Origin of the sequence: Roseovarius atlanticus (assembly GCF_001441615.1) — a bacterium.
Classification (GTDB): Bacteria; Pseudomonadota; Alphaproteobacteria; order Rhodobacterales; family Rhodobacteraceae; genus Roseovarius; species Roseovarius atlanticus.
This window is the reverse complement of sequence record NZ_LAXJ01000025.1, coordinates 1-25,434: the sequence shown is the minus strand read 5'-3', so window position 1 is coordinate 25,434 and position 25,434 is coordinate 1. Positions and strand designations below refer to the sequence as shown.

27 protein-coding genes and 1 riboswitch are annotated in these 25,434 nt (G+C 64.3%); of the genes, 7 read left to right on the top strand and 20 right to left on the bottom strand.

From position 1 onward, the window contains the following. Positions 1-90 precede the first annotated feature (90 nt). The 4 genes from XM53_RS18540 to XM53_RS18525 form a co-directional block, all read right to left on the bottom strand. Entirely contained in the window at positions 91-1,890 is a 1,800-nt protein-coding gene (locus XM53_RS18540) for a methanol/ethanol family PQQ-dependent dehydrogenase (protein WP_057796057.1), read from the bottom strand. Positions 1,891-2,011: 121 nt separating this feature from the next. Beyond that, a complete protein-coding gene (locus tag XM53_RS18535) occupies positions 2,012-2,404 on the bottom strand; it encodes a c-type cytochrome (protein WP_082631115.1) in 393 nt (130 codons plus the stop codon). Positions 2,405-2,441: 37 nt separating this feature from the next. Beyond that, entirely contained in the window at positions 2,442-3,269 is an 828-nt protein-coding gene (gene fghA / locus XM53_RS18530) for an S-formylglutathione hydrolase (RefSeq protein ID WP_057796165.1), read from the bottom strand. Positions 3,270-3,276: 7 nt separating this feature from the next. After that, complete coding sequence (locus tag XM53_RS18525) at positions 3,277-4,404, bottom strand: S-(hydroxymethyl)glutathione dehydrogenase/class III alcohol dehydrogenase (protein WP_057796055.1); 1,128 nt, start codon at positions 4,402-4,404, stop codon at positions 3,277-3,279. 164 nt (positions 4,405-4,568) lie between these two features. On the opposite strand from XM53_RS18525, the gene XM53_RS18520 reads away from it, so the two are divergent. Further along, positions 4,569-5,183 carry a hypothetical protein gene (locus XM53_RS18520; RefSeq protein ID WP_057796052.1) on the top strand — a complete coding sequence of 205 codons (615 nt, stop codon included), beginning with the start codon at positions 4,569-4,571 and terminating at the stop codon, positions 5,181-5,183. A 3-nt stretch (positions 5,184-5,186) separates the two neighbouring features. On the opposite strand, the gene XM53_RS18515 is transcribed toward XM53_RS18520, so the two are convergent. Then, positions 5,187-6,218 (bottom strand): quinoprotein relay system zinc metallohydrolase 2, encoded by a 1,032-nt coding sequence (locus XM53_RS18515; RefSeq protein ID WP_057796051.1) that lies wholly within the window; start codon positions 6,216-6,218, stop codon positions 5,187-5,189. A 107-nt stretch (positions 6,219-6,325) separates the two neighbouring features. Between XM53_RS18515 and XM53_RS18510 the strand changes: the two genes are divergently transcribed. Beyond that, positions 6,326-7,135 carry a quinoprotein dehydrogenase-associated SoxYZ-like carrier gene (locus XM53_RS18510; RefSeq protein WP_057796049.1) on the top strand — a complete coding sequence of 270 codons (810 nt, stop codon included), beginning with the start codon at positions 6,326-6,328 and terminating at the stop codon, positions 7,133-7,135. An 85-nt stretch (positions 7,136-7,220) separates the two neighbouring features. On the opposite strand, the gene XM53_RS18505 is transcribed toward XM53_RS18510, so the two are convergent. The 4 genes from XM53_RS18505 to ectA are packed head-to-tail and all read right to left on the bottom strand — an operon-like array spanning position 7,221 to position 10,939. Further along, positions 7,221-8,657, bottom strand: coding sequence for an aspartate kinase (locus XM53_RS18505; protein WP_057796047.1), 1,437 nt, complete (start codon positions 8,655-8,657; stop codon positions 7,221-7,223). A gap of 4 nt (positions 8,658-8,661) precedes the next feature. Then, complete coding sequence (locus XM53_RS18500) at positions 8,662-9,063, bottom strand: ectoine synthase (protein WP_057796044.1); 402 nt, start codon at positions 9,061-9,063, stop codon at positions 8,662-8,664. 5 nt (positions 9,064-9,068) lie between these two features. Beyond that, a complete protein-coding gene (gene ectB / locus XM53_RS18495; RefSeq protein WP_057796042.1) occupies positions 9,069-10,358 on the bottom strand; it encodes a diaminobutyrate--2-oxoglutarate transaminase in 1,290 nt (429 codons plus the stop codon). A 56-nt stretch (positions 10,359-10,414) separates the two neighbouring features. Beyond that, complete coding sequence (ectA, locus tag XM53_RS18490; RefSeq protein ID WP_057796040.1) at positions 10,415-10,939, bottom strand: diaminobutyrate acetyltransferase; 525 nt, start codon at positions 10,937-10,939, stop codon at positions 10,415-10,417. Positions 10,940-11,184: 245 nt separating this feature from the next. On the opposite strand from ectA, the gene XM53_RS18485 reads away from it, so the two are divergent. After that, positions 11,185-11,667 (top strand): MarR family winged helix-turn-helix transcriptional regulator, encoded by a 483-nt coding sequence (locus XM53_RS18485; protein ID WP_082631114.1) that lies wholly within the window; start codon positions 11,185-11,187, stop codon positions 11,665-11,667. Between the two features lie 42 nt (positions 11,668-11,709). Here XM53_RS18485 and XM53_RS18480 read toward each other — a convergent pair whose 3' ends face one another. The 6 genes from XM53_RS18480 to XM53_RS18455 all read right to left on the bottom strand — a co-directional run bounded on the left by XM53_RS18480 (position 11,710) and on the right by XM53_RS18455 (position 18,427). Further along, entirely contained in the window at positions 11,710-12,144 is a 435-nt protein-coding gene (locus tag XM53_RS18480) for a response regulator (protein WP_057796038.1), read from the bottom strand. Between the two features lie 2 nt (positions 12,145-12,146). After that, positions 12,147-13,298, bottom strand: a complete 1,152-nt coding sequence (locus XM53_RS18475) for a PAS domain-containing sensor histidine kinase (RefSeq protein WP_057796036.1) — start codon at positions 13,296-13,298, stop codon at positions 12,147-12,149. Between the two features lie 115 nt (positions 13,299-13,413). Next, positions 13,414-15,480 carry a sensor histidine kinase gene (locus XM53_RS18470; protein ID WP_144435609.1) on the bottom strand — a complete coding sequence of 689 codons (2,067 nt, stop codon included), beginning with the start codon at positions 15,478-15,480 and terminating at the stop codon, positions 13,414-13,416. A gap of 67 nt (positions 15,481-15,547) precedes the next feature. Then, positions 15,548-15,919 carry an Hpt domain-containing protein gene (locus tag XM53_RS18465; protein WP_057796032.1) on the bottom strand — a complete coding sequence of 124 codons (372 nt, stop codon included), beginning with the start codon at positions 15,917-15,919 and terminating at the stop codon, positions 15,548-15,550. Then, positions 15,916-16,872: a response regulator transcription factor gene (locus tag XM53_RS18460; RefSeq protein WP_057796030.1), complete on the bottom strand. Its 957-nt coding sequence runs from the start codon at positions 16,870-16,872 to the stop codon at positions 15,916-15,918. The genes XM53_RS18465 and XM53_RS18460 overlap by 4 nt, the downstream gene beginning before the upstream one ends. A 106-nt stretch (positions 16,873-16,978) precedes the next feature. Next, complete coding sequence (locus tag XM53_RS18455) at positions 16,979-18,427, bottom strand: MFS transporter (RefSeq protein ID WP_057796028.1); 1,449 nt, start codon at positions 18,425-18,427, stop codon at positions 16,979-16,981. Positions 18,428-18,496: 69 nt separating this feature from the next. On the opposite strand from XM53_RS18455, the gene XM53_RS18450 reads away from it, so the two are divergent. After that, positions 18,497-18,910 (top strand): helix-turn-helix domain-containing protein, encoded by a 414-nt coding sequence (locus tag XM53_RS18450; RefSeq protein WP_057796027.1) that lies wholly within the window; start codon positions 18,497-18,499, stop codon positions 18,908-18,910. Between the two features lie 12 nt (positions 18,911-18,922). On the opposite strand, the gene XM53_RS18445 is transcribed toward XM53_RS18450, so the two are convergent. From XM53_RS18445 to XM53_RS18425, 5 genes are read right to left on the bottom strand one after another with little or no spacing between them, the layout of a single operon-like run. After that, the gene (locus tag XM53_RS18445; RefSeq protein ID WP_057796025.1) at positions 18,923-19,924 is read right to left on the bottom strand and encodes a HesA/MoeB/ThiF family protein; all 1,002 of its coding nucleotides are present in this window, start codon (positions 19,922-19,924) and stop codon (positions 18,923-18,925) included. Continuing rightward, entirely contained in the window at positions 19,903-20,499 is a 597-nt protein-coding gene (locus tag XM53_RS18440) for a thiamine phosphate synthase (protein WP_057796023.1), read from the bottom strand. Before XM53_RS18440 ends, XM53_RS18445 begins: the two co-directional genes overlap by 22 nt. Continuing rightward, positions 20,496-21,269, bottom strand: a complete 774-nt coding sequence (locus XM53_RS18435) for a thiazole synthase (protein ID WP_057796021.1) — start codon at positions 21,267-21,269, stop codon at positions 20,496-20,498. Before XM53_RS18435 ends, XM53_RS18440 begins: the two co-directional genes overlap by 4 nt. A gap of 3 nt (positions 21,270-21,272) precedes the next feature. Continuing rightward, complete coding sequence (thiS, locus tag XM53_RS18430; protein ID WP_057796018.1) at positions 21,273-21,470, bottom strand: sulfur carrier protein ThiS; 198 nt, start codon at positions 21,468-21,470, stop codon at positions 21,273-21,275. Then, positions 21,454-22,449: an FAD-dependent oxidoreductase gene (locus tag XM53_RS18425; protein ID WP_057796015.1), complete on the bottom strand. Its 996-nt coding sequence runs from the start codon at positions 22,447-22,449 to the stop codon at positions 21,454-21,456. The genes thiS and XM53_RS18425 overlap by 17 nt, the downstream gene beginning before the upstream one ends. Positions 22,450-22,545: 96 nt before the next feature. After that, positions 22,546-22,646: riboswitch (TPP riboswitch) on the bottom strand. A 328-nt stretch (positions 22,647-22,974) separates the two neighbouring features. On the opposite strand from XM53_RS18425, the gene XM53_RS18420 reads away from it, so the two are divergent. The 3 genes from XM53_RS18420 to coxB all read left to right on the top strand — a co-directional run. Further along, entirely contained in the window at positions 22,975-23,931 is a 957-nt protein-coding gene (locus tag XM53_RS18420; protein ID WP_160321416.1) for a peptidoglycan-binding domain-containing protein, read from the top strand. A 256-nt stretch (positions 23,932-24,187) separates the two neighbouring features. After that, a complete protein-coding gene (locus XM53_RS18415) occupies positions 24,188-24,784 on the top strand; it encodes an exopolysaccharide biosynthesis protein (protein ID WP_160321415.1) in 597 nt (198 codons plus the stop codon). Then, positions 24,781-25,434: cytochrome c oxidase subunit II (gene coxB / locus XM53_RS18410; protein ID WP_236544559.1), on the top strand; the 654-nt coding region annotated here is incomplete at its 3' end. The genes XM53_RS18415 and coxB, both read left to right, overlap by 4 nt.

The following is a 25,434-nucleotide window of genomic DNA, read 5'->3' as shown; positions in this document are numbered from 1 at the left end:
TCCTGTTTTTGGTACTGATAATGCGTCGTTTATCTCGGGCACGGGGCCGGTCTTCCCGAAGGAGGACCGGCCCCGGCTGTTGCGTATCGCTTAGTCCGGCAGAGCGAACACGGTCAGCTGGCCACCCAGCGCGGTGTAGTCGCTGAGAGCGGCGTAGCCACCCACGGCGCCCAGACCGTCATTGGGGTTGGTCAGACCGGCCGCGAGACCGATGCCGGCCCAGCCACCGACGCCCGAGAGGACGCCGACATACTGTTTGCCGTCGCGCTCGTAGGTCATCACGTTGCCGATGATGCCCGAGGGCGTGCGGAACTTGTAGAGTTCCTCACCCGTGGCGGTGTCGACAGCCTTCAGGTAGCCTTCGAGCGTACCGTAGAAGGTGATGCCACCCGCGGTGGTCAGAGCACCGGACCAGACCGAGAACTGCTCGGGGTTGGACCACTTGATCTCGCCGTTGATGTTATCCCAGGCGATGAAGTTGCCCATGCCGCCATGGCTGTCCGGGGCAGGGTACATCGACAGGGTCGCGCCCACATAGGGCTGACCTGCGGTGTAGCTGACGCGGAACGGTTCGTAGTCCATGCAGACGTGGTTGGTCGGAACCAGGAACAACTGGGTTTCCGGGTCATAGGCCGCGGGCTGCTGGTCCTTGGTGCCAAGCGCCGCCGGGCAGATGCCGGTGGAGTTGACGTCTTCGCCGTTCTGCTCGGTGGAGTATTGCGCCACCACTTCGGGACGACCGTAGTTGTCGGACTCGGGGTCCATGTCGACGCCGGAGGTCCAGTTCACGACCGGGTCATACTTTTCGGCGACCAGGAGTTCACCCGACACGCGGTCCATCGTATAGGCCAGACCGTTGCGGTCGAAGTGGGTCAGAAGCTTGCGCTCTTCGCCGTCAATTTCCTGCTCCGTGAGGATCATTTCGTTGACGCCGTCGTAATCCCACTCGTCATGCGGGGTCATCTGGTAGAACCACTTGGCCTCGCCCGTGTCGATGTCGCGGGCCATGACAGTCATGGACCAGCGGTTGTCGCCGGGACGCTGCGAGGGGTTCCACGTCGACGGGTTGCCGGTGCCGTAGTACATCAGGTTCTCTTCGAGATCCGCCGAGTACCAGCCCCAGGTGGTGCCGCCGCCGATTTGCCACTGGTCGCCTTCCCAGGTGTTGGTGCCGGAGTTTTCGCCGACAGGCTCGCCCAGGTGGGTCGTGTTCTCGGGGTCCACGAGGATGTCCTCGTCGGGGCCCATCGAGTAGGCGCGCCAGGCCTGGGTGCCGTCCGACATGTTGTAGGCGGTCACGTGACCGCGCACGCCGAACTCGCCGCCCGAGATGCCGACGATGACCTTGTCCTTGACCGGAAGCACGGTCGCGGTGTTGGTTTCGCCGATGGACGGATCGCCGTTGACGACTTCCCATTCGACCGAACCGTCGTCGGCGTTGAGCGCCACGACCTTGGTGTCGGCCTGGTGCAGGAAGATCTTGCCGTCGGCATAGGCCACACCGCGGTTGACGGTGTCACAGCACATCACCGGAATGACGTCCGGATCCTGCTTGGGCTCGTACTTCCACTTGATCTTGCCTTCGTCGGCCAGATCGAGCGCGTAGACGATGTTGGGGAAGGGCGTGTGGACATACATGGTGTCGCCCACGACGAGCGGTGAGCCTTCGTGACCGCGCAGAACGCCGGTCGAGAAGGTCCATGCGACCTGCAGGTCACCCACGTTTTCCTTGTTGATCGAATCCAGCTTGGAATGGCGCTGGTTCTTGTAGTCGCCCGTCTGGATCGCCCATTGGCTGGGGTCGTCCATCTGCGTGACAAGGTCGTCATTGGCGACGGCCATGCCAGCGCAGAGCGCCAGACCCGAGGTTAAAAGCATAAGCTTCTTCATTGTAGTCCTCCCATGGAAGCAGCGGTTTGCCGCTGCATTGGAATGGTCGATGTATCGACCGTTAAAGCGGGGGTCCCAAGCTCTCTCCTTCAAGGAGCCCCCGCGTCTCGGACGTGCCGCGTTATTCGCCCGTGGAGGCGAGATACGCGATCACGTTCATTCTTTCTTCCTCCTTGCGCAGACCGGCGAAGGCCATCTTGGTGCCCTTGGCATAGTCGCGCGGCTTTTCGAGGAAGGCCGCCAGTTCTTCGGGCGTCCATTCCTTGCCCTCGGCGCCCATCTCGGCCAGCACGTCGGAATAGTCGAAATCCTCGTTGGCCGCGACGGGCTTGCCCACGATGCCGGTCAGCACGGGGCCGACCTTGTTTTCGGCGCCTTCGCCGACGGCGTGGCAGGCCTGGCATTTGCGGAACACCTTTTCACCGGCTTCGGCGTCGCCTTCGACGTCTTGCGCGAAGCCCAGGGCGGGGGTGGTGGCCAGCAGGCCGGCAGCGAGGATGGTACGGATGGTCAAGGTGATGTCTCCCTAGTCAACAGTGTCAGTACACACATCATTGCAGCAGGCGTTCGGCGTGCCACGAGACGTGATCGGCGGCGAAGGTCTGCACAAAGAAATAAGAATGGTCATAGCCCGGCTGGATCCGGATCTGGCCGGGCTGGCGGCGTTTGGCCATGGTGTCGGCCAGCGCCTCGGGTTTCAGCAGGTCGAGGAACTGGTCGCTCGATCCCTGGTCGATCAGCACGTCGCCCTTCCAGCCGTGTTCTTCCAGCAGAAGGGTGGAATCGTGCTGCGCCCAGGTGCTCTCGTCGTCGCCCAGATAGGCGCTGAGCTGTTTTCGGCCCCAGTCCGAGCGGGTCGGGTTGGCGATGGGCGCGAAGGCCGAGAGCGACTCGAACTTGTCGGGGTTGCGCATGGCGATGGTCATGGCGCCGTGCCCGCCCATCGAGTGCCCGGTGATGCCGTGACGGTCCTGCACCGGCTGGGTTTCGGCGATGATCGAGTAGAGCTCGTTCACGATATAGTCGTACATGCGGTAATGCTGCCGCCACGGGTCGCAGGTGGCGTTGACGTAAAAGCCCGCCCCCTGGCCCAGATCGTACGCCTCGTCATCGGCCACGTTCTCGCCCCTGGGCGAGGTGTCGGGGAACACGAGCGCAATGCCTTCGCGCGCCGCGTGTTCCTGGAACCCACCCTTGGTCATGGCGTTTTCGTGGTTGCAGGTCAGGCCCGACAGGTACCACAGCACCGGAACCGGGCCATCCTTGGCCTGCGGAGGCTGGTAGACGGCGTAGGTCATCTCGCAGGCACAGGTGTTGGAACTGTGCTTGTAGACGACCTGTTCGCCGCCGAAGCTCCTGTTCTGAGAGACGACCTCGATGGACAAATCAGAACTCCACCACGGCGCGGATCGACTTGCCTTCGTGCATCAGCTCGAACCCGTGGTTGATCTCTTCCAGCTTGAGCTTGTGGGTGATCATGGGGTCGATCTCGATCTTGCCGTCCATGTACCAGTCGACGAATTTCGGCACGTCCGTCCGGCCCTTGGCGCCGCCGAACGCGGTGCCTTTCCAGACCCGGCCGGTAACCAGTTGGAAGGGGCGGGTGGAGATTTCGGCACCCGCGGGCGCCACGCCGATGATGACCGAGCAGCCCCAGCCGCGGTGCGAGCATTCCAGCGCGTCGCGCATCACCTTGACGTTGCCGGTGGCGTCGAAGGAATAGTCCACGCCGCCGATCTGGTCGTTGCCCTTCTTGGTCATGTTCACGATCTCCTGGACCGTGTTCTCGACCTTGGTGGGGTTGACGAAGTGGGTCATGCCGAACTTCTTGGCCATCTCGGCCTTGTCGTCGTTCAGGTCGACGCCGATGATCATGTCGCAGCCCGCCATGCGCAGGCCCTGGATCACGTTGAGGCCGATGCCGCCCAGGCCGAAGACCGCAGCAGTCGAGCCGATCTCGACGCCGGCGGTGTTGATGACCGCACCGATGCCGGTGGTCACGCCGCAGCCGATATAGCAGATCTTGTCGAAGGGCGCGTCGTCGCGCACCTTTGCCAGCGCGATTTCGGGCATGACCGTGTGGTTGGCGAAGGTCGAGCAGCCCATGTAGTGATGGATCGGGGTGCCGTCGAGCATCTTGAACCGGGTTGTGCCGTCGGGCATCAGGCCCTGGCCTTGGGTGTTGCGGATCGCGGTGCAGAGGTTGGTCTTGCCCGAGAGGCAGGACGCGCATTCGCGGCATTCGGGCGTGTAGAGCGGGATCACGTGGTCGCCCGGCTTGAGCGTGGTGACGCCTTCGCCTACCTCCATCACCACGCCCGCGCCTTCATGGCCCAGGATGGCGGGGAAGATGCCCTCGGGGTCGTCGCCCGAGCGGGTGAATTCATCGGTGTGGCACAGGCCCGTGGCCTTGATTTCCACCAGAACTTCGCCGGCCTTGGGGCCTTCGAGTTCGACTTCCATGATTTCCAGCGGTTTGCCGGCCTCGAGGGCCACGGCAGCTTTGGTGCGCATAGTACTGTATTTCCTCCCGTTCGCGCCGCAGTGGTGGCGCGTGAATCAAGTTGATGGTAGGGGGCGGCCATGCCGCCGCACAATTAGTACCTTGGTTGGTATTCCAAAGTGAACCCTTGCCGGGGATGGATGGGCGTGTTCCCATGGGACCAAGGGAGGACCGTATGAGGACGCTGGTTTTAACGGCATTTGCCGGATTCATGGGCGCCGCCGCCCCGGTGATGGCCGAGGATTTCTCGGACCCGACTTGGCCTTGCGTGCAGCGCAAGGTCGAAGAGCTGTCGCTGGGGCTGATGTGGCCCGTGGCCTTGCCCGAGGGTGAGGTCGAGGACCCGGCGCTGGCGGCGGACATCCGCGATCTAGCCGGCACGCTGGCCGTGCGGCGGCTGGAGATGGACGCGTTGCGCCAGGCGGCCGAAGAGTTTACCGACCGGTGGCCCGAGAACACGGGCGCCAACCTTGGCCTGGCCTTTGCGCAGACCTTCAAGTCGCTCAACACCCGGCGGTCGCAGATCATTAATGGCATCGCCGATTTCTCGCTGGGGCAGATCGCGCTGGCCGAAAAGATCGACGACATGCGGCTGGAGATGGATACGGCGCTGGAAGCCGACGACCCGGATTATGACCGGATCGACGCTCTGGAGGAAAAGCTGGACTGGGACCAGGTGATCTATTCCGACCGGCAGCAGTCGATCACCTATCTGTGCGAGACGCCGCAGCTGATCGAGAAGCGGCTGTTTGCCATTGCGCAGATGCTTCAGGACGTGGCGAAGGACTAGACGCTATTCCCACTCCAGTTCGGTAAAGGCGACGGTGGCGTTGCGGGGGTTGTACGCCTCGAAAAGCTGCCACTTGTCCGCTTCGCTGTCCGCGATGGTGGTGACGGCGTCGCCCAGGCGGGTGCCGCTCGCGATGGCGGCGCGGGTGTCGTCGCGCAGGGTTTCGAGATAACGGCGCTGGTCCTTGGCGCCTTTGGGCCAGTCCAGCACGGGGCCGCCGTGGCCGGGCACGATGCGGGCGACGTTCCACGCTTGCAAGGTATCCAGCACGTCGAGCCAGCCCAGGACGCTGCCGTCGAGGGCGGGGGTGTGCATGTGGAAGACGAGGTCGCCGGTGAAAAGCGTGCCGGTCACTTCGTCCAGCACGGTGAGGTCATTGCCGGTGTGGGCGGTGGGCCATGCGTGCAGGGTGAGGGTGCGGCCGCCGAGGTCGATTTGCATCGGGGTGCCGGGGGCGACCGTGATGTCGGTGTCCGGTGCGGCGGAGCCGGCGAAGGCGGGGCCGATGAGGCGCGTGAGGCTTTCCGCGTAATTGGCCTGCCGGTCGGCCAGCGCGCGGGGCAGGGTGGCGTGGGAGACGATATTGGCCCCGGTGGTGCGAAAGGCGTCGGTGCCCAGCACGTGATCGGGATGCATATGGGTCAGGATCACGTGGCTGAGGGGCTTGTCGGTGTGCTGGCGAATGGCGCGCCAGAGCGCCTCGCCGATCCAGCGGGCCGAGCCGGTGTCGATCACCGCGACGCTGTCGGCGCCCACGATGAAGCCGAGATTGGCGACGTCGCCGCGATTTTCGGTGTCGGGTTCCTCGATCCGGCCCAGATGGGCGAAAACGCCCGGTGCAACCTCGGTCACGTCAAGCGCGGGGCCAGCGGGCACGCAGCGTGGGTCGTCGTATTTCTTCGACAGTTCAGGGAGTTGCGCCTCGCACGCGGCCTGTGTGGGCGTCTCGTACCCCGCCAGCAGCATGTCCCGGCAGGCCGGGTCGGCATCGGCCGGGGCAAGCGCAAGACAGGCTGTGACGACGATTTCGAACATGCGGGGATGATCGCACACGCGATTGTGAGGTCCATGCCCCATTTCGTATAGATGGATTTTGCCGCCGTTTCGTGGCATAACATGATCGCATTACGGGAGGAGGCCGTATGAGACATGCAATTGCATCCGTCCTGGCGCTGGGCCTCGCGGCCTCTGCCGGTTGGGCTGAGGAGGCGGTCAAGAACCCTTTGACCGAAAGCCCGACCTGGCAGGATCTGCGCTATGACGTGCTGGGCGAGGCCACGCTGGAGGAGGCGGAGGGCCCGCTCAGCGTTAAGGCGCCGTACCGGGCGCATGATGCGGCGACCGTGCCAGTGCAGCTGACGCAGACCGACCCGGAGGCGCAGATCAGGTCGGCCACCGTGGTGATCGACGAGAACCCCGCGCCGGTGGCGGGGGAATTCACGTTCGGGCCCGGGATGGGGCCGCTCGATTTCGAGATGCGGGTGCGGGTGAACCAGTATTCCAACGTCCGTGTCATCACCGAAACCGAAGACGGTCTTTACATGACCGGGCGGTTCGTCAAGGCGTCGGGCGGCTGTTCTGCCCCGGCCTCGAAAGACCCCGAGCAGGCGCTGGCGGGCATGGGGCAGATGAAGCTGCGCAGCTTTGGCGAGACGGCGGCGGTATCCACGCCCCGGCGCGAGGCGCAGATCATGATCCGGCATCCGAATTATTCGGGTCTGCAACGGGACCAGATCACGCAGTTGTTCATCCCGGCGCATTTCATCGACACGATCGAGGTGCGGCAGGGTGACGAAATGCTGTTCACGATGACGGGGGGGATTTCGATCTCGGAAAACCCGTCGTTCCGGTTCTTCTATAACGACAACGGCTCGACAGACCTGACGGTGAAGGCCACGGATACCGAGGGCAACGTGTTTGAAAGCACGTTGCCGAAATCTTTGGACGGTTGAATCAACTCTTGATCGATTGAATGCAAAAAGCGCGTGCCGGGATGCCGGCACGCGCTTTTCTCTGTTTATTGCGGCTAGGGCGCTGTCAGGCAGCCATCGTCATGCCCGGCTTTTTTGCCGGGTCGTCGGATGCCTTGCCGAAGAACACGTCGTGCAGCGCCTTGATCGCCGGATCGCGGTCCTCGCGTTCGAGGATGAATTGCGTATCGACGTGACGCGGGCCTTGCGTGGCCCCGAGCGAGGCCATGCCGTTGTCGGCCAGCGCCTGAAGCCCGTGTTGCAGGGTGCTGAGCCCGTCAAGATCGCGTCCGATGACGGAGACCAGCGCAAGTTTGCGGTTGCGGATCTCGGACTGCGGATACTTCTCGGCCAGGTCATCGGCCACCTTGCGCATGGCTTTGACCGATGCGTCGACATAGTGCGTGATCGTGTTGGCGTTCGACGCCTTGGACACGATGCGCACGTCATGGCGCGTCAGCGCGTCGAGGATGGCGGCGTCGTAGCCTTTGACGCCGACCATGTCCTGTTCGAACACTTCAAGCGCGACGATGTCGAGGCCGGTGACCATCTCGACCGCCGGCTTGTCGGCGGGTTGATCGTCGATGACCGTGCCCGGCTCTTCGGGTTCGAACGCGTTGGTGACGCGCAGCGGCACGCCGGCCTGGCGCAGGGTCTTGGCGGCGGAGGGGTGGATCGCCTCCATCCCGAGGTTCGCCATCTGGTCGGCCACATCGTAATTTGTGTGACCCAAGGTGCGCACGTTCTCGGCGCCGACCAGCTTGGGATCGGCGGAGGAGAGGTGAAATTCCTTGTGGATGATCGCCTCGCGCGCGCCAGTGAGGGCGGCCATCTGGGAAAACGTGACCTCGGAATAGCCGCGGTCGAATTCCTTCATCAGGCCCTCGCGGCACTGGGCATAGCCGGTGACGATGGGCATCTCCGTGGCCGGGTCGATACTGGCCATGGCGTTGTTGATACGTTCGTCCAGCGTGACCTCGCCATCTTCCCGCCATCCGGTCAAGTCCACCGCGCGGGCGTTGACGCCGGCGCGTTTCAGGACCAGGGCGGCCACGTGGGCGCTGTGTGCTTCGCCAAGGCCCGACAGCAGCTCGCGAATGTGCATCAGGTGCGCATTCAGCCGGAAATGACCATAGGAGCACAAGCGTTGCAGGTCGATCAGGCAATTGCGTGCGCCTTCGATCCGTTCGTTCACGAAGGCCGTCGCCTGGGCGAGGTCGTCCGGGTGCTCAAGCACATCCTCATGTGCCTTGATCATGGCGCGGCAGGCCTCTGTCAGCGCGGCGTGCCAACCGTGGTCGTCTTCGGCGTTGGCGAAGGCGGCATAGGCACCATCCTCGCCCGTCTTTTTGTGCTCCAGCAGCATGTCGGTGATGCCGCCGAAGGCCGAGACCACGAATATACGACCGTATTGCGGTTCGCCGTTCTTAATGAAAAGCGTGTCGCGCAGCTCGTGCAGGCGGGACATGGACGTCCCGCCGATTTTTTCCACTGTGTGGGTCATTGGTTCACGCCTCGGCAGGTTCGGGCGCCGCGTAAGAGCCATCTTCGCGATGGACCTCGTTGCCGGTGACCGGCGGGTTGAAGCAGCAGGCCATCACAAGCTCTTCGGTGGCGCGCAGGATGTGGCGGTCGTGCTTGTCCAGTGCATACATCACCCCGGGCTTGATCTCATGCGTCTCGCCGGTGGCGATGTCGGTGATCGAGCCGGTGCCTTGCATACAATAAACGCTCTCGAAGTGGTTCTTGTACTCGAACGTGTGTTCGGACCCGGCTTCGAGGAAGGTGATGTGGAACGAAAAGCCCATGTTGTCATCGGCCAGCAGCATCCGAACGCTTGTCCAGTTGGCGTCCGAGACCACGCGGTCTTTTTCGTTTTCGGTGATCTTGTTGAAGTCTCTGACGATCATTTCGGTTACTCCGCTGCGATATTGTGGCCTTCGACGCAGGTCGAGGCGGCTTTTTCCAGGATATCGAGACCCTTTTCGAACAGCTCGACCGGGATAGTGAGCGGTGCGAGCACCTTGACCACTTCGTCAAAGCTGCCCGAGGTCTCGATGATCAGACCGTTGCGGAACGCTTCGCCGCAGATCTGCTCGGCCAGTTCGCCCGAGCCCACGTCGACGCCGCGCATCATGCCGCGGCCCTTGAGCTTGGCACCCGGGACCATGTCGGCGATGCGTTGCAGGCGCGTCTCGAGGATCTGGGCCTTTTCCGCGATCTCGTTCTTGAACTTGTCGTCCGACCAGAATTTTTCGAGCGCGACGCGCGCAGTGATGAAGGCGTGCGTGTTGCCGCGGAACGTGCCGTTGTGCTCGGCCGGTTTCCAGATGTCGAGGTCGCGACGGATCAGCAGCGCGGCAAAGGGCAGGCCAAAGCCGGACAGCGACTTCGCCAGCGGGATCATGTCGGGTTCGACATCCATGTCGTCAAAGCTGAAGAAGCTGCCGGCGCGGCCGATACCCGCTTGGATGTCGTCGACAATCAGGAGCGTGCCGTGCTTCTTGGCCAGGCGGCCCAGGCGCTCGACCCAGTCCTTGGATGCGGCGTTAAGCCCGCCTTCGCCCTGCACCAGTTCCACCAGGAAGGCGGCGGGGGCTTCGACGCCCGACGAGGGGTTGTCGAACATCATTTCCATTTGACCGATCGTATCGACATCGTCGCCGAACGCGCCGTCGTAGGGCATCCGGTTGATGCCGCAGAGCGGTGCGCCACCGGCACCCGCGCGTTTGCCGGCATTACCGGTGCACGCGAGCGCACCCAGCGTCATGCCGTGAAAGCCGTTGGTGAAGGCGATGACATCGCGGCGGCCGGTGACCTTGCGCGCGAGTTTCAGCGCACTTTCGACAGCATTCGTGCCGGTCGGGCCGGTCATCATGATCTTGTGGTCCATGCCGCGCGGCTCGAGGATCAGCTTCTCGAAAGTCTCAAGGAACTGCGCCTTGGTGTCGGACATCATGTCGAGCCCGTGCGCGATGCCGTCATTTGTGATGTGATCGAGCAGCGCCGCCTTCATATCGGGGTCGTTGTGACCGTAGTTCAGCGAGGAACATCCGGCCAGGAAGTCGATGAAGGTGCGTCCATCCACATCGGTCATCTCGGCGCCGGATGCGGACGTGAACACCGTATCGAACCCGCGGCAGTAGCTGCGGGCCTCGGATTCACGGCGTTCGAAAACAGGTTTGTGGGAGGTATTCGTAGACATACGACCTCTCTTTCAATGTCAGAATTTGAGGGGGGGTGGGGGAGGTGGCCCCGGTATCAGGCCACCTTCGCCAGCTCTTCAGCCAGCGGGATCGTCACGAGGTTCTCCGTCTTGCTTTGGCCGTTGAAGTGCTCGTCCTTCTCGTAATACGCCTCAGCATTAAGATCGGTTCCGCACTCTTCGGCAAATTTACGGAAAAGCGCCCAGGACGCGTCATTGTCCGACGTGATGGTGGTCTGGATCTTGTTGACGTCGGCGCACGCGTCACGACCCAGCGCCTCTTTCAGCATCAGCGATCCAAGTCCCATACCGCGCGCGTCTTCCGAGACGGCGACTTGCCAGATAAACAGTGTTTCGGGGTCGCTCGGGATGACGTGACCGGAGACCCAGCCGACGGGCTTGCCCTCGATTTCGGCAAGAACGCAGGTTTCGGCAAAGTGATCGCACTGGATCAGGTTGCAGTACATGGAGTTCTCGTCGAGCGGCTTGCACTCGCGCACGAGTTCCCAGATTTCGGAGCCGTCGGTTGCATCGGGCTCACGAAGGGTCGGGGTCAGTTCTTTTGCAAGGTCGCGGGGCATAGTTTGTTCTCCGATTTGCTTTGGCTAACAAAGTAGCATCGGGGTGGGGGTACTTCAAGTGACTAAGTATATTTTTTGTTTGGCTAACTAAACTCCGCCAAAAGCCTATGTTTTTTATAGAAAAATACTTTGCCGCGACATACATGTACGAGGCTGACTGGTTAAGTTTCCTAACTACAGGGGGCTTCACAAACGAAATCACCGCGTATATGTTTAGCTATCCAAACGAAACGCCAAAGGTAGGAATGGACCGCATCGATACCTCTTTAGTAGCCCTCAGACGCATTCTTCGCGCGACCGACCTTTTTGGTCGCGAGGTTCAGCAGTCCGCCGGGGTGACCCCCGCGCAGTTCCGGGTCTTGCAGATCATCGGCGAGACCGGGCAGGCGACCGCGACTGCGATATCGTCGCGGATGCGGGTCACGCAAGCGACCGTGACCTCGCTGGTGGACAAGCTGGTGAACGAGGGGATGGTGCTGCGTGAGAAGTCGACACGGGATCGCCGGCAGACCAATATCCACCTGACCGCAAAAGGACGCGAGACGCTGGCCAAGGCGCCCGACCCGCTGCAACAGCGCTTTGTTCGCAAGTTTTCCGTCATGGAGGATTGGGAGCAGGCGATGCTGGTGTCCAGCCTGGAGCGGGTGGCGGCGATGCTGGACGCGGACGAGATCGACGCGGCCCCCGTACTCGATTCCGGCGATTTCAAGAATTTAGGCGACGGCTGAGCCCCCGCGTTGCCGCGGGCATCCTCGGCTGTGCCGGTCGGATCATAGCTTTTGCCAGATGTCCTCGATCTGGGACGACAGCATCATCGGATCCACCGGTTTGGTGATGACGGCCAAGGCGCCTTTGTCACGCAGTAGCTTGGAAAACGAGTCTTCGGCCTTCGCCGTCAGGAATATGGTGGGGATGTCCGCAAGGCCGGGCTGGGCCGTGATGGCGCGCCAGACGTCCTCGCCGGACATGTCGGGCATCATGACATCCAGCAACAGCATCTGCGGGTTGACCGACACCGCGGCCTCGACGGCATCCTGGCCGGTGGCAAATTGGTGCACGTCGAACGAGCCGACGGTTTCAAGGGCCATGTGAATGATCACACGAATGTCTTCGTCATCGTCCACATGCAGGATGGTTTGCAGGGGCTGCCGCGTCACGACTGTGTCCTCCTCGGGACGGTTGGGAAAGGCGAGGATGTTGGTCATGCCTAGCTCGCTACCGACCCGATATCCTGATGCAGATCGGTCCAGAGCACAAGATGCGGGGGGATCCGGACCTGGAAGGTGCTGCCTTGGCCGACTTGGGAATGAAAGGTGATGGGATAGTCGAGGCGCTTTGCGATGGCGGCCACGATCGCAAGGCCGAGGCCGGTTCCCGGACGCTTGGTGCCATCGCCGGCGCGGGCCTGAGAGAAGGGCTTGAACAACATGCGGTTCTGTTCTTCGGAGATACCCGGACCCTCGTCGGCGACGGAGATGACGATGCCCTCCTCTGACTGGGAAATCCCGACGCGCACGACGCCGCCCCGGGGCGAATACTTGATCGCGTTCGAGCCGAAATTGGTAATGACCTGGGTGATGCGTTCAGCGTTGCCCAGCACCATGGCGCTGCGCAGCTCGGTGTCGACCTCGAGCCGGACTTCGTTTTCCAGAGCCGCGCCGGAAATCAGTTCGACGGTGTCCTGCACACACTCGACGACGTCCATTTCGGCGATGGAAAAATCCATCTTGTTGCTGTTGATCTTTTCCAGGTCGAGAATGTCATTGACGATCGACAGCAGGCGGTCGGTATTGCGGGCGGCGATGTCGACCACGCTTTGTGTCTTGGGGTCCAGCTCGGAGACCGCGCCGGCCTTGAGCAGGCGCAGAGCCCCGTGGATCGACGTGAGTGGCGTGCGCAATTCGTGGCTGACGGTGGATACCGTTTGCACCTTGTCGAACTGCGCGCTTTTGCGGGCGGAGATATCGCGCAGGACGGAGACGAAGAAATCGCCTTCGTCGCGCGTGCGCACAAGCCGTGTCGAGACTTCGATCGGCTGGGTGAGATGTGTGAGTTCAAGTGTGATCGCGCTTTCCTCGCCGCTGAGCAGCGGGGCCGCGGCGCGGAAAAAGGACTTGCTGTCGAAGGTGGCGGCGGTGTCGCTGATACGCTTGGTGCGGGCCTCTTCGGGGGTCCAGCCATGGCGGGCACGGGCGGCTGCGTTCATGTAACGAATGCGGAGCGTGTCGCTGGCATAGACGTACACGCCGTCCTGAAGGCTTTCGAGAATCGTTTCCAGAAACGAAAGGTCTGTGGTGGCGGCATCGGCCGATGGCGCGCCGCAGTTCTTGGATCCTTGAGAATGTGCAATCGGTAACATGGATGCCCTTTCGTGCCGTGTCGGGGTGCCGACCAAAAAAATCTTAACTCTTGGGGGTGGTGTTCATTGGGCTGAAAAAAGAAAAAGTTTAGGCAAATCAGAGTGTCCCTACGCGTCAGGCGGCCATTTCCATGCTCCGCGCGCGGATCGGAAGAGTGAGCGTAAAGGTACTGCCGCGGCCCTCTTCGCTTTCGACCGAGATCTTGCCGCCGTGCAATTCGATGAGTTCGCGGCTGATCGCAAGGCCCAGTCCGGTGCCCGAGTTGCGCCGCGTGACGGAGGTGTCGACCTGCACGAACTGATCGAAGATCTGGTCCAGCTGGTCGGCGGGTATGCCGCAGCCGGTGTCGCGCACGGTGATCCGCACGGTCGTGTCGTCGCTGTCCGACGACAGGTGAACGCCACCGGTTTCGGTGAACTTGATGGCGTTGCCGACGACGTTGATCAGCACCTGGCGCAGACGCTTCGCGTCGGCCGTGATCAGAAGGGGGGCGATATCCGAAGTGAGCGAAATGCGCTTTTCGGTCGCCTTGATTCCAAGGCTCGAGGTGACGGTCTTGACGGTGTCCTTCAGATCGATCTGCTCAACGTTCAGCTCGACAGTTTCGGCCTCGAGCTTGGCGCGGTCCAGCACGTCGTTGATCAGCCCGAGAAGGTGATCGCTGGCGGTGCTGATGCGGCCGGACATACCGGACACGTCACTGCGCAACGCGGCGAGTGCCTCGGCGCATTCGGATTTGTCCGCGCCGCTGCGCACGGCCCGGTCCAGCGCCTTGTACCCGGGCAGGACATCGAGGTTTTCCAGGAAGCGGGCATAGCCGATGACCGATGTCAGCGGTGTGCGCAGCTCGTGGCTGATGATGTTGAGAAAATTGTTCTTGGCCCGGTTCGCCGCCTCGGCCCGTTCACGTGCTTGCTTCAGCTCTGTGATGTCGACGCGGAACCCCACGGTGTCGCCGTCCGGCGAGCGGGTCTCGGCCACCTTGAGCCAGCGGCCGTCTCCCAGCCTCTGTTCGATCGGCTCTCTCGGGTTGAAGTGCATGTCCAGCCGCTCTTTCAGCCAGGCCTCTTCGCGACCGATGGCATCCTTGTACTGGCCGTTCCTGAGTCCCTCGCGCAGGATGTTTTCGAAGCTGTTGCCCGGGAAGATGGCATCGCGCGACAGTTCGTAATAGGACAGGTATTTCTCGTTGGCGAAGACCAGGCGATCGAACTGATCGTAGAGGGCAAAGCCGTCATCGATAGAGTTGATGGCCGAGCGCAGTTGGCCCTCGGCGATGCGCTTGGAGCGGTACATCGACCAAAGCGCGAGGAACATCGCCCCGAACGCCGAGCAGCCAAGCAGGCTGAGCACCCAGACGTAAGTCGCTGCGCGAACGTGCGCGGGCCAGCCCGAGGATGGCACGAGACCGATTTGCCAGATGCTGCTTTCTGTCGGAACCTGGCGCAGGATGGGGCTTTCGTCAAAGACGCCTTTGGGCCCGTACATCATTTTCGCGGGCACGAGATCCGGGGTCAGACTGCGGATTGCGACAGTATGCGCCTCGATACCAAGGTCTTGATTTATCTGTGATATCAGCCGGTCTCGGTCGACAACGACAGAGATGATGCCGGAGGCAATGCGGGACATGTCTTCCCGGTTGTTCGGGTAGTATGGGGTCCGCTGGATGAATGCTTTGCCCCCCTGTACGAGATCGATCGGTCCTTCCAGCGATGCCTGGCCGGTGCGCAAAGCCTCGCGGACGGACATGAACTGTGTCGGAACCAAGCGATAGTCCAGACCGATTGCCTTTTCGTTGCCGTCGATCGGGAAAACCTGTTCAACCACGTAACCGCGGGACCGGCCAACGAGGAGTATCGAGGGAGTCGTCCCGATCAGAGGTCCAACCAGATCCTGGTACTCCTGTTGCGTCATGTTGGGGCTTTGTTCGATGGAATAACGGATCGCGCGAGCGATGACGTCGACCTTGGTCAACTCGCGTTGCAAAGCGCCTGCGATCGCGTCGGCGTTCTTGCCAACGTCTTCCCTGGCAGCCTGCCGGGCCAGGTCCAGAAGACGGGTGTTCACCTGGCTGGCGACGAGCGCCGTCAAGACCCCTATCACGATGATCGTGATGCCCACCGCGATGGGAAACTCGCGGAGTTTGAAGACCTTTTTCAGTCTTGCGGTACGACTAGGCACGTCGGAGCCCCCTAAGTGCGGTTTCTGTCGGTGGTCGATCCGGTGGCGCGGCGCGCCGTGGAGTCGGTCAGATTTCGGTCAGGTGATCTTCCAGCAGGTCGAGAAACCGTTCCACCCGCGCGTTCAGCGCCGCCTGGGCCTCTGTCGACAAGGGTTTGCGTTCAATTTGCATCACATCGTCTTCCAGTGCGCGGGCCTCGACCGAGACGTCATCGAGACCAAGGCTTCCGGCGACGCCGCAGATGCGGTGGGCTTCGAATTGCAGGCTTTCAAGCGCGGCTTCGGTGTCGGAGCCAAGGGCCAAGCGGGCGGTTTCGATCCGGCAGATGCGCGCATCGAGGCCGGCGCAGAAATCGCGGCGCATTCCGGCCAGGGCGTCTGCGATGCTGGACCGGGCCGCGGCGGCGTCGGGCCGCGCGGGGCGGGCGGGGGCGGTCATGCGATTGCCTGCAGTTTGCGTGTTTCAACGGCCTCGTCGGGCGCGCGCGCGGCGCGGCGGGCCCGCGTGATCAGGCTGGTGGGGCACTGCGTGCGGAACAGACCGTTGCGGACCGGCGCGCCGATGAAGACCTGCGGCAGCGTCATGTCGATGGCCGAGAAGCGCAGGCGCAGGGCTTCGAGTTCGTGCGCGAGGTTTTCCTCGATCAGCACCGCGTCGACCTGCGGCTGGTCTATCAGCAGGGCGACGATATCGCCCTTGCCGGGGCAGGTCAGCATGTGCGGACAGGCCGCAAGCGACCGCGACACGGCCTGCGCCATATCGCCGATCAGCACGGCGTAGTAGGTCGGGTCCATCATCCGAAAATAGTGCTCGGCCTGGGGCAGGGTGAAGCCGATCGCGCATGACTGGCGCAGGCGGAAGTTGCCCTGCTTGAGAAGGAAGTTTTCCATCGACATCAGGCTGACCGCACCGGGCACGTCGTCGAGGATGATCTCGCCGTCGAAATCGGCCGAGGGGAACAGGATCGCCTCCTGTTTCAGGACGTGTTCGTGCAGCAGGCGGGCCTGGGCGCGTTCGGCCAGGATGTTGCGGGCCATTTCGAGGCGGATCTTCAGTTCGACCATGTCGAGAGGCTTGGTGATGTAATCATTCGCCCCCGCCATGAAGGCCGCGTCGATCGACGCCTTGTCGGTCAGGGCCGACAGCATCACGATGGGCGTCGCCTGGTGATGCGGAATGGCGCGCAGGCGCCGCACCAGTTCGATCCCGTCCATCGGCATCATGCGGATGTCGACGATGAAACACTCGATGGACTTGGTCCTGGCGGCGGCGATGGCAAGCGCGTCCGGCCCGTTGAATGCCGTTTCGACGTTCGTGTAGCCCAGTTGTTCAAGCCGGGTCGTCAGCAAGTCGCAAAAGATCGGCTCGTCATCTATCGCAAGGATACGCATTGTTTCACTTTCAACATTAAATACCAGCTCGCGTTCTGATTGTTCACGGCCAAATCGGGCAATTTTGTGGCGCGCTCAGGGTAAAAGATGATTTTTTTCAGATTGTTCATGTGCAGGTTGTGTGGGATTTGCCGGGCGCGTCGCCGGGCCCGGGAACCGCGTGGCGATGCGTGGTCCGGGCAAGCAACGCAAGGCCCAGCGTGAAAAGGGCAAGACAGGCTGCGGCCATGAAGGTCAAGGAAAACGCCTGAGCGACGCGGTCCGGCGCGGCGCCTGACGGGTCCCCCGTGCCGAGGATCGCCGCGAAAAGGGCGGCCATGACCGAGGCACCCGTCATCAGTCCGAGGTTCCGCGACAGCCCCAGCAGGCCGGACACGCGCCCCCGGATGTCGCGCGGGGTATCGGACAGGACGGCGGTATTGTTGGCGGCAAGGAACAGCTGGAAGGCCGGTGTCAGAACGATCAGCGCCAGGATGTATCCCGTTACGCCGAAATGCCGGGGAACAACGGCCAGGCAGAGCAGGCCAACGACCGTCTGCGCCAATCCGGCCAGCATCACGCGGCGCGCGCCGAACCGGTCGGTCAGCCAGCCGGCGGGTATGCCGGTCAGCCCCGAAACCATCGGGCCGACCGCAAGCACAAGGCCGAGGCCCGCATCCGGCAGGCGCAGCGAGAAGGCCAGAAAGAAAGGCCCGACGACCAGCGTCGCCATCATCACCGTTCCCACCGCCACGTTCATCGCGACCCCCAGCCCGGTGCGCCCGTCGCGCAGCAGCGCCAGGGGCACAAGCGGGGCGGGGGCGCGCGCCTCGACGCGCACGAACAGGACTAACGCGGTCAGGGTCACGGCCGCCAGCCCGAGCGGTGTCAGCGCGGCGGTGGCGGCCTGGCCGCTTGCGGCCATGGCGTAGCCCGCAAGCGAAATCGCCAGCAGGCCGTTTCCAGGCAGGTCCAGCGCCCTGGGCGTCAGGCGCGTCCGGCCCACGTCGCGCGGGATGCAGCAAAGCGCCGGGACCGCTGCCAGCACGCCGATCCCGGCCAGTCCCCAGAACGCGGCGCGCCAGTCGGCCCAGGCCAGCAACAGGCCGCCCAGCGACGGACCGAGGGCGGTGCCGACCGCCGAAGACGTCCCAAGCACGCCAAGGGCCGTACCAAGGCGGCTGTCGGCCACAAGGTCTCGGGCCAGCGCCATCGGCATGGCCATCAGGGCCGCGCCGCCCAGCCCCTGAAGCGCCCGGCCCGCGATCAGCAGGGCCATGTCCGGCGCCATGGCGCAAAGTATCGATCCCCCGGCAAACACCGCCAGTCCCGCAATCAGCACGCGGCGGCGGCCGACCAGGTCCCCCAGCCGTCCGGCTGTGACGATCGAGGTGGTCAGCGACAGGAGGTAGCCCAGCATGACCCATTGCGCCTGCGACACGGACGCGCCGAAATCCCGCGTCAGTGCTGGCAGAAGTACGGTGGCGATGCCGACCCCCAGCGAGGCCGTCACCGTGGCCAGGGCCAGCGTCGGCATGAGGGAAAGCAAGGGGCGGGGTGCAGGCGTGTTGGTCATGGGGTCTGTCCTTGTGAATTGCGTGAAGACCGCCTAGGCTTGCTACTTCAAGTTCACTTGAGGTCAAGAATGAAACTTCTCGATATTGGCGAACTGGCCCGGCAGAGCGGCGTGCCACCGTCGACCTTGCGGTATTACGAGGACATCGGGCTGATCCGGTCGGAAGGACGGCACGGCTTGCGGCGGCAGTACGATGCGCCGGTGGCGACACAGCTGGCGTTGATTTCCCTTGGCAAGCTGGCCGGATTCTCGTTGGCCGAGATGCGCGGCATGTTCGGGGCCGATGGCACGCCGCAACTGCCGCGGACAGAGCTGCATCTGAGGGCCGACAGGCTGGACGCTCAGATCCGCGACCTGACGCGGCTGCGCGATGCATTGCGCCATGTGGCGGACTGCCCGGCAGAGACCCACATGGACTGCCCCAAATTCATGCGGCTGATGCAGTTTGCGACCCGGACCGCCGGGTCCAGACGCCAGCGGTAGGCTTGTAGCGGCTCAGGTGCTGATCGGGTCGCCGGCCGCGACCAGGGCGATCTCGCCGCTCCAGGTCTGGCGCAGATGGGTGGCCGCCTGCCAGGCCCGGAGGCCCGAGCGGCAGGCGAAGACGGCGCGGCGGCCGTCGGGCGGCGCAAGGCCGGAGCCGCTTTTGATGTCTTCAAGCCGAAGGCGCCGGGCGTGGGGAAAGACCGGCCTGGGCGCCTCATCCGGGGGGCGCAGTTCAACCACGAAATCGCGCGCGGTGATCTGGCTGGCGGCGATGAAGCGCAGGTCCGCGGCAGGCTCGGGCGCCGCGTCGAAGCGAAAGCTGCTGCTGCGATAGCCTTGCATGTCGAAGGTCAGCACCTGGCCCAGCGGCGACGGTGTCTGACCGGTCAGGCAGGCCAGCGCCATCTGTGCCTGTGCCGCCCCGATCATGCCGACGACCGGCCCCATGACGCCCGCCGTGGCGCAGGTGGCGGCGCGGTCGGGCAGGTCCGGGAACACGGCGCGCAGCGACGGCGCGGTCCCGCAGAAGCCGCCGGCATAGCCCGCGACCCCCAAGACCGAGGCGCTGATCAGCGGCACGCCCGCGGCGAGGCAGGTGTCGGACAGAATATAGCTGACCGCGAAACTGTCGGCGCAATCGAGCACCAGTGTCGCCCGCGCCACGAGGCCGGGCGCGTTGACCGGATCGAGCGGGGCGGCGACGGTGTCGATGGTGCAGTCGGTGTTCAGGCGGCGCAAGGTGTCGGCGGCGGCCTCGACCTTGGGGCGGCCGATGTCGTCTTCGCGAAAAAGCGTCTGGCGGTGCAGGTTCGTGAGGGCGACCGTGTCGCCGTCGACCAGCGTCAGCCGTCCTACGCCCGCACCGACAAGGTATTGCAGCGCCGGCGCGCCCAGTCCGCCCGCGCCGATCACCAGCACATGCGCTGCTTCCAGCGCGACTTGTCCTGGCTCGCCCACCTCAGGCAGGCAGGTCTGGCGGGCGTAGCGGCTCATCGGGTTGCCGCCAGCCATGCGCGGACGCGGTCCTCGGGGCTGTCGTTGAGGGTGATGTCGGTGACGGCGGCCACCACGTCGGCCCCGGCGGCAAAGGCGCCGGGCGCGCGCTCGACCGACATGCCGCCGATGGCGATGAGGGGCAGGTCGCCGATCAGACCGCGCCATTGCGTCAGACGGTCGAGGCCCTGTTCGTGCCACTTCATCTTTTTCAGGATCGTGGGATAGATCGGGCCGAGGGCAATGTAGTCTGGCTCAAGCGCCAGCGCGCGGTCGAGTTCGGCCTTGTCATGGGTGCTGATACCAAGGCGCAGCTCGGCATCGCGGATGGCGGAAATGTCCGCGGTATCAAGATCTTCCTGCCCAAGGTGAATGTAGGTGCAGCCGGTGTCGATAGCCTCGCTCCAGTGGTCGTTGACGATGAGCGTGCAGCCATGCGCGTCGCAGACTGCCTTCGACCGCAGGATGTGGTCGCGCAGGGTGTCGGGTGCCGCATCCTTGACGCGCAGTTGCACCAGCTTGATCCCCAGCGGCACGAGGCGTTCGATCCAGTCGGCGCTGTCGAAGATCGGGTAGAAACGGTCGAGCGTCATTCGAGGAAGGCCTTGCCGATCACGGGGGTCGAGGGGGCCGCCATGTCGCGCGGCTCCATCGGGTCGGCAGACTGGGCCAGTTTCCCGGCCTTGAGGGCGAGGGCAAACGCCTCGGCCATGGCCGCCGGGTCGCCGGCCTTGGCGACGGCGGTATTGAGCAGGATGGCGTCATAGCCCAGCTCCATCGCTGCCGTGGCCTGTGACGGCAGGCCAAGCCCTGCGTCGATCACCAGTGGCACATCGGGGAAATGCGCCCGCAGCGCGCGCAGGCCGAAGATGTTGTTCAGGCCCAGACCCGAGCCGATGGGCGCGCCCCAGGGCATCAGCACTTCGCAACCGGCATTGAGCAGGCGGTCGGCGACGACCAGATCCTCGGTGGTGTAGGGGAACACCTGAAAGCCGTCCTCGGTCAGGATGCGGGCGGCCTCGACCAGGCCGAAGACATCGGGTTGCAGGGTGTCTTCCTCGCCGATGACCTCGAGCTTGATCCAGGGCGTGTCGAAGACCTCGCGCGCCATGTGGGCGGTGGTCACGGCCTCTTTCACGCTGTGGCATCCGGCGGTGTTGGGCAGGATATGCACGCCCAGGTCGCGGATCAGGGTCCAGAAATCCTGGCCCGCGCGATCCTGTCCGCTTTCGCGGCGTAGCGACACGGTGGCGACGCTGGCGCCGCTGCGCCGGAACGCCTCGGCCAGAATGGCGGGCGAGGGGTATTGGGCGGTGCCCAGCATGAAGCCGGTGGGCAGGGTGGTGCCGTAGAAGTCGCGCATGGCTCAGCCGCCCTGCATCGGGGCCAGAACCTCGACGCTGTCGCCGTCGGCTAGGGCATGGTCGGCGCGCAGGGACGCGGGCACGAAGGTGCCGTTTACGGCTGTCGCGATCTTGGCGTCGCCGTAGCCCTGGGCGGTCAGAAGCGCGGCCAGGGTCGGCGCGTCGGAGTGTACGGGCGTGCCGTTAAGCTGCAATTTCATCGGAAACCTCCGGTCTTTTGTCGTGCAGGATCAGGTCCGCGACCATCCGGGCCAGCGCGGGGGCCAGCAGGAAGCCGTGGCGGTACAGCCCGTTGGCGCGGATCAGGGTGCCGTCGCGGCGGATGCGCGGCAGGTTGTCGGGAAAGGCGGGTCGGCTGTCGACGCCGATCTCGACCACCTCGGCCTCGCCGAAGGCCGGGTTCAGCGCGTAGGCGGTGCTGAGCAGTTCCAGCATGGCGCGGGCCGTGACGTGGCGCCCGGCGCGGCCCTCGACCATGGTGGCGCCCAGCATGAACCTCCCGTCGCCGCGCGGCACGACATAGATCGGCACGCGCGGATGCAGCACGCGGATGGGCCGCGACAGTGCCACGTCGGGGCAGGACAGGATCAGCATCTCGCCCTTGACGCCGCGCAGATCGGGCAGGCTGTCGCGCGCGGCAAAGCCACGGCAATCGACCGTGAGGCCATGCGCGGCAAGAGCGTCGGGGTCTGCCTCGTCCTGCCGGAAGGTGGCGCCGTCGGCCGCCAGGCTGTCGCGCAGCGCGGCCAACGCCGCGCGGGGGGCGAGATGCGCCTCGGTCTCGAAGAAAAGCCCGCGATTGAAGCGCGTGCCAAGGTCGGGCTCCAGTTCGGAAATCTCGGGGCCAGCGACGGCGCGGTGGCCCGTGGTCAACCGGGCAAAGCGGGCGAGATCGGCCTTGTCGCGCCCGGGCGAGACCACCAGCGAGCCGCGCCGGGTGACGCAGTCGGTATGGGCCTGCCACCAGTCGGCGGCCTCGGCTCCGAGGCGCAGCACGGGTTCCTCGGCGCTTTCGCCTTCGCAATAGGGGGCGAGCATTCCGCCGGCCCACCACGAACAGGCATGGGGCCCGGGAGTGGCGTGGCGGTCGATCAACGTCACCGTCGCTCCGCGGTCCAGCAGGGTGCGCGCCACGCACAGGCCGGCGACACCGGCGCCGATGACGGTCACGGATGTCATGCCGGCGGGCCTGCTGCGGGCGTGGTGAATCCTTGTGTCACTGGCGCGTCTCCATGTCTGGGGGCGTGCCAACGTAAGAATGAGCCTGTGCGTTCTTTGCACATTCTACCCGTTCCCTACGCCGGTATTGCCCGGATCAGGTTCGACGGGTCGGTGCGTGCACCTCTCAGCCCCCAAGGGCCCCCCGACGGATGAATTTTGCGACCCGGCAAACTTGGTTTGCGCGGGCGTCGCGTCCGTTGCATAGATAGTTCAGCGATGCGCGTGCTGCAATGTCTGATGCGCAATCGGGCCAGTTTGGTGTGCGCCGGATTGACCCGCCAACGCGGCGGCGGGTGGCATTGCGCCGCCGCCGGCCGGGCCGTTTCATGTGCCCAACCTTGACCTTTGGCCCGTTGCACGCCTTATTCTGCACAAAGGTTCATGGAGGGCGATGTCGTGACAGGCGCACGCGGTTTGTTCAATCTTCGGCTTCGGGCAGGTGCCCGGATTTGTGCCGTGTTGCTGCTTGGGGCAGGTGGTGCAATGGGCCAGACGCAAGGGGCGGAGCCGCTTCCCGAGCCACTGCCGGAGCCGCCCGTCACCGCGACGCCTTTGGAAGAGCCGGCGCCGGCGCAGGGCGGTGCCGGGATCGACGTGACCGGGGCCGACGCGGATCGCGTCGACCCTGCCGCCACCGGCGCGGCGGATGGCGAAGACCGTGCAACGGCGGCGCAGGCGCCCGAGACGGATGTGCTGCCCGAACCGGCGACGACGCGCACCGATCCGCCGCCGCTGGACCAGACCGGCACCGCACGCCCGTTGCGGGACCAGATCGCGGCCTGTTACACGGGCAATACAGACGCCGAGGGCGATGACGCGGTCACGATCAGCTTTGTCCTGGACAGTGCGGGCCTCTTGCGGGGGATTCCCCGGCATGTGGGCGACGAGGCGCAATCGGCGGTTCACCGGCGGCTGTTTCTGGATGCCGTCGTGGCGCTGGAGGACTGCGCGCCCTACACGGTCAGCGGAACCGAGACCACCTATGAGGCGACGTTCACGCCCGAGGCGGTCGGGGCGGTCAACATCGTCGACTCCGCGCCGCTGGTGACGGAGCCTGAGGTTCTGGGCACCGCGCGTGTGGATCCGACGGCGCTTGCCACCGAAGAGATCGAGGCGGCGCTGGACCTGTCGCGCAGCGAACGGCGCGAGATCCAGAATCGCCTGCGGCTGGTCGCGCATGACCCGGGCGGCGCGGATGGCGTCTTTGGGCCGAACACCCGCACGGCGATTTCATCGTGGCAGGCCGAGCAGGGCTTTGCGGTCAGCGGGTATCTTGACGATCTGCAACTGACCGCCCTGCGCGAGCAAAGCGAGACCGAGTACGAGGCATTCCTGCAAACCCAGCCCAAGCCGAAGCCCAAGCGTAAGGCCAAGCGCGTGCGGGTCTGCAAGCGCGGCGTGTTTGGCGTGCTCTACGATTGCCGTTTCGTCTGGCGCTAGACATGCCGGAACATCGCTGATCCCAAGCCCCGGGGGGTCATCCCTGGCCCATGCCGCGTTTTTGATGAGAAACGGCGGATCGGGCAGATTTTGCGGGAACTGAATTTGGGTATCGGCGTTGTATCTGCGATACAAGAAGGCCGAAGATGCATCACGGACAATCTGCAAGTGCTCTTGACCCGGTCCCACGCCCCGGATCCCGAGGGGTGTGCTGCGGCGTTTGCCGTCCATGCGGACCCGTGGGAAGGCGTGCGCCTTGACTGACACAGCCAATGTATCCTCTGCCCATCCTTTGACCGACGTGATCGACCGGATCCGTTCGGTCGCGGACAAACCCGACGTGTCTGTGGGGGCCATCATGGATGCCGCCGGGCAAGCCGGGGTCTTGCCCCTGATCTTCGTGCCGGCGCTGATTGCCGCCACACCGCTTTCGGGGATACCGGGGGTCTCGATGATATGCGGCGTGCTGATCGCGCTGTTCTCGGCCGAACTGATCCTAGGGATGGAAAAGTTCTATCTGCCCGAACGGCTGAAGCGAAGGACCATCGACGGCGACAAGCTTGACCATGCGATGGCGCGGATCACACCGGTGATGAAATGGATCGAGCGCCATACCGGGCAACGCCTGTCGTTCCTGTTTCACCGACCGCTGCTGTGGGTGCCGCAGGGGATTTGCCTGCTGAGCGGGATGGCCATGCCGTTTCTCGAGTTCATTCCGTTCTCGGGGTCAATCGCAGCCACGGGCGTCTGCCTGCTGGTGATGGCGATGCTGACCCGCGACGGCTTGGTGTTCCTGATAGCGATGCTGCCCTACGCGATTGGCGCATGGCTTTTGGTCCGGTTCCTGTTGTGAGGTGGCCGGGGGTCCTGTCGCTGGTTTTCGCGCTGAGTGCCTGTGACGGGCCGCAATCGGTTCTGGACCCGGCAGGGCGAGACGCCGAGGTGCTGGCGACGCTGTTCTGGGTGATGCTCGGCGGGGCGGTGGTGCTGTGGGTCGCCTTGAACGGGCTGATCTATTTCGTCACAAAAATTGCGCCGCGCCCGCTGAATGCGCGTGCGGCCGAGGCGCTGATCATCGGCGGCGGCGTGGTGGTGCCGGTGATCCTGCTGTCGACCCTGCTGGCCTATGCGCTGAATGAGATGCCCAGGCAGCGCGACAGGGGTGAGGGATTGCGCGTGGAGGTGACCGGCCACCAGTTCTGGTGGCGGGTGGCCTATTGGCCCGAGGGCTCGGAGGTGCCGGTGATGGCGGCCAACGAGGTGCGGCTGCCCACAGGTCAGCGCAGCGAGATCACGCTGAACGCCGAACGGGTGATCCATTCCTTCTGGATCCCTGCGCTGGGGGGCAAGACAGACATGATTCCGGGGCGCGAGACGCGGATGTCGCTGGAGCCGACCAAGCCGGGCGAGTATCGCGGACAATGCACCGAGTTCTGCGGCGAAAGCCATGCCTACATGGCCTTCGGTGCGGTTGTGATGGAGCCCGAGGCGTTCGAGGCGTGG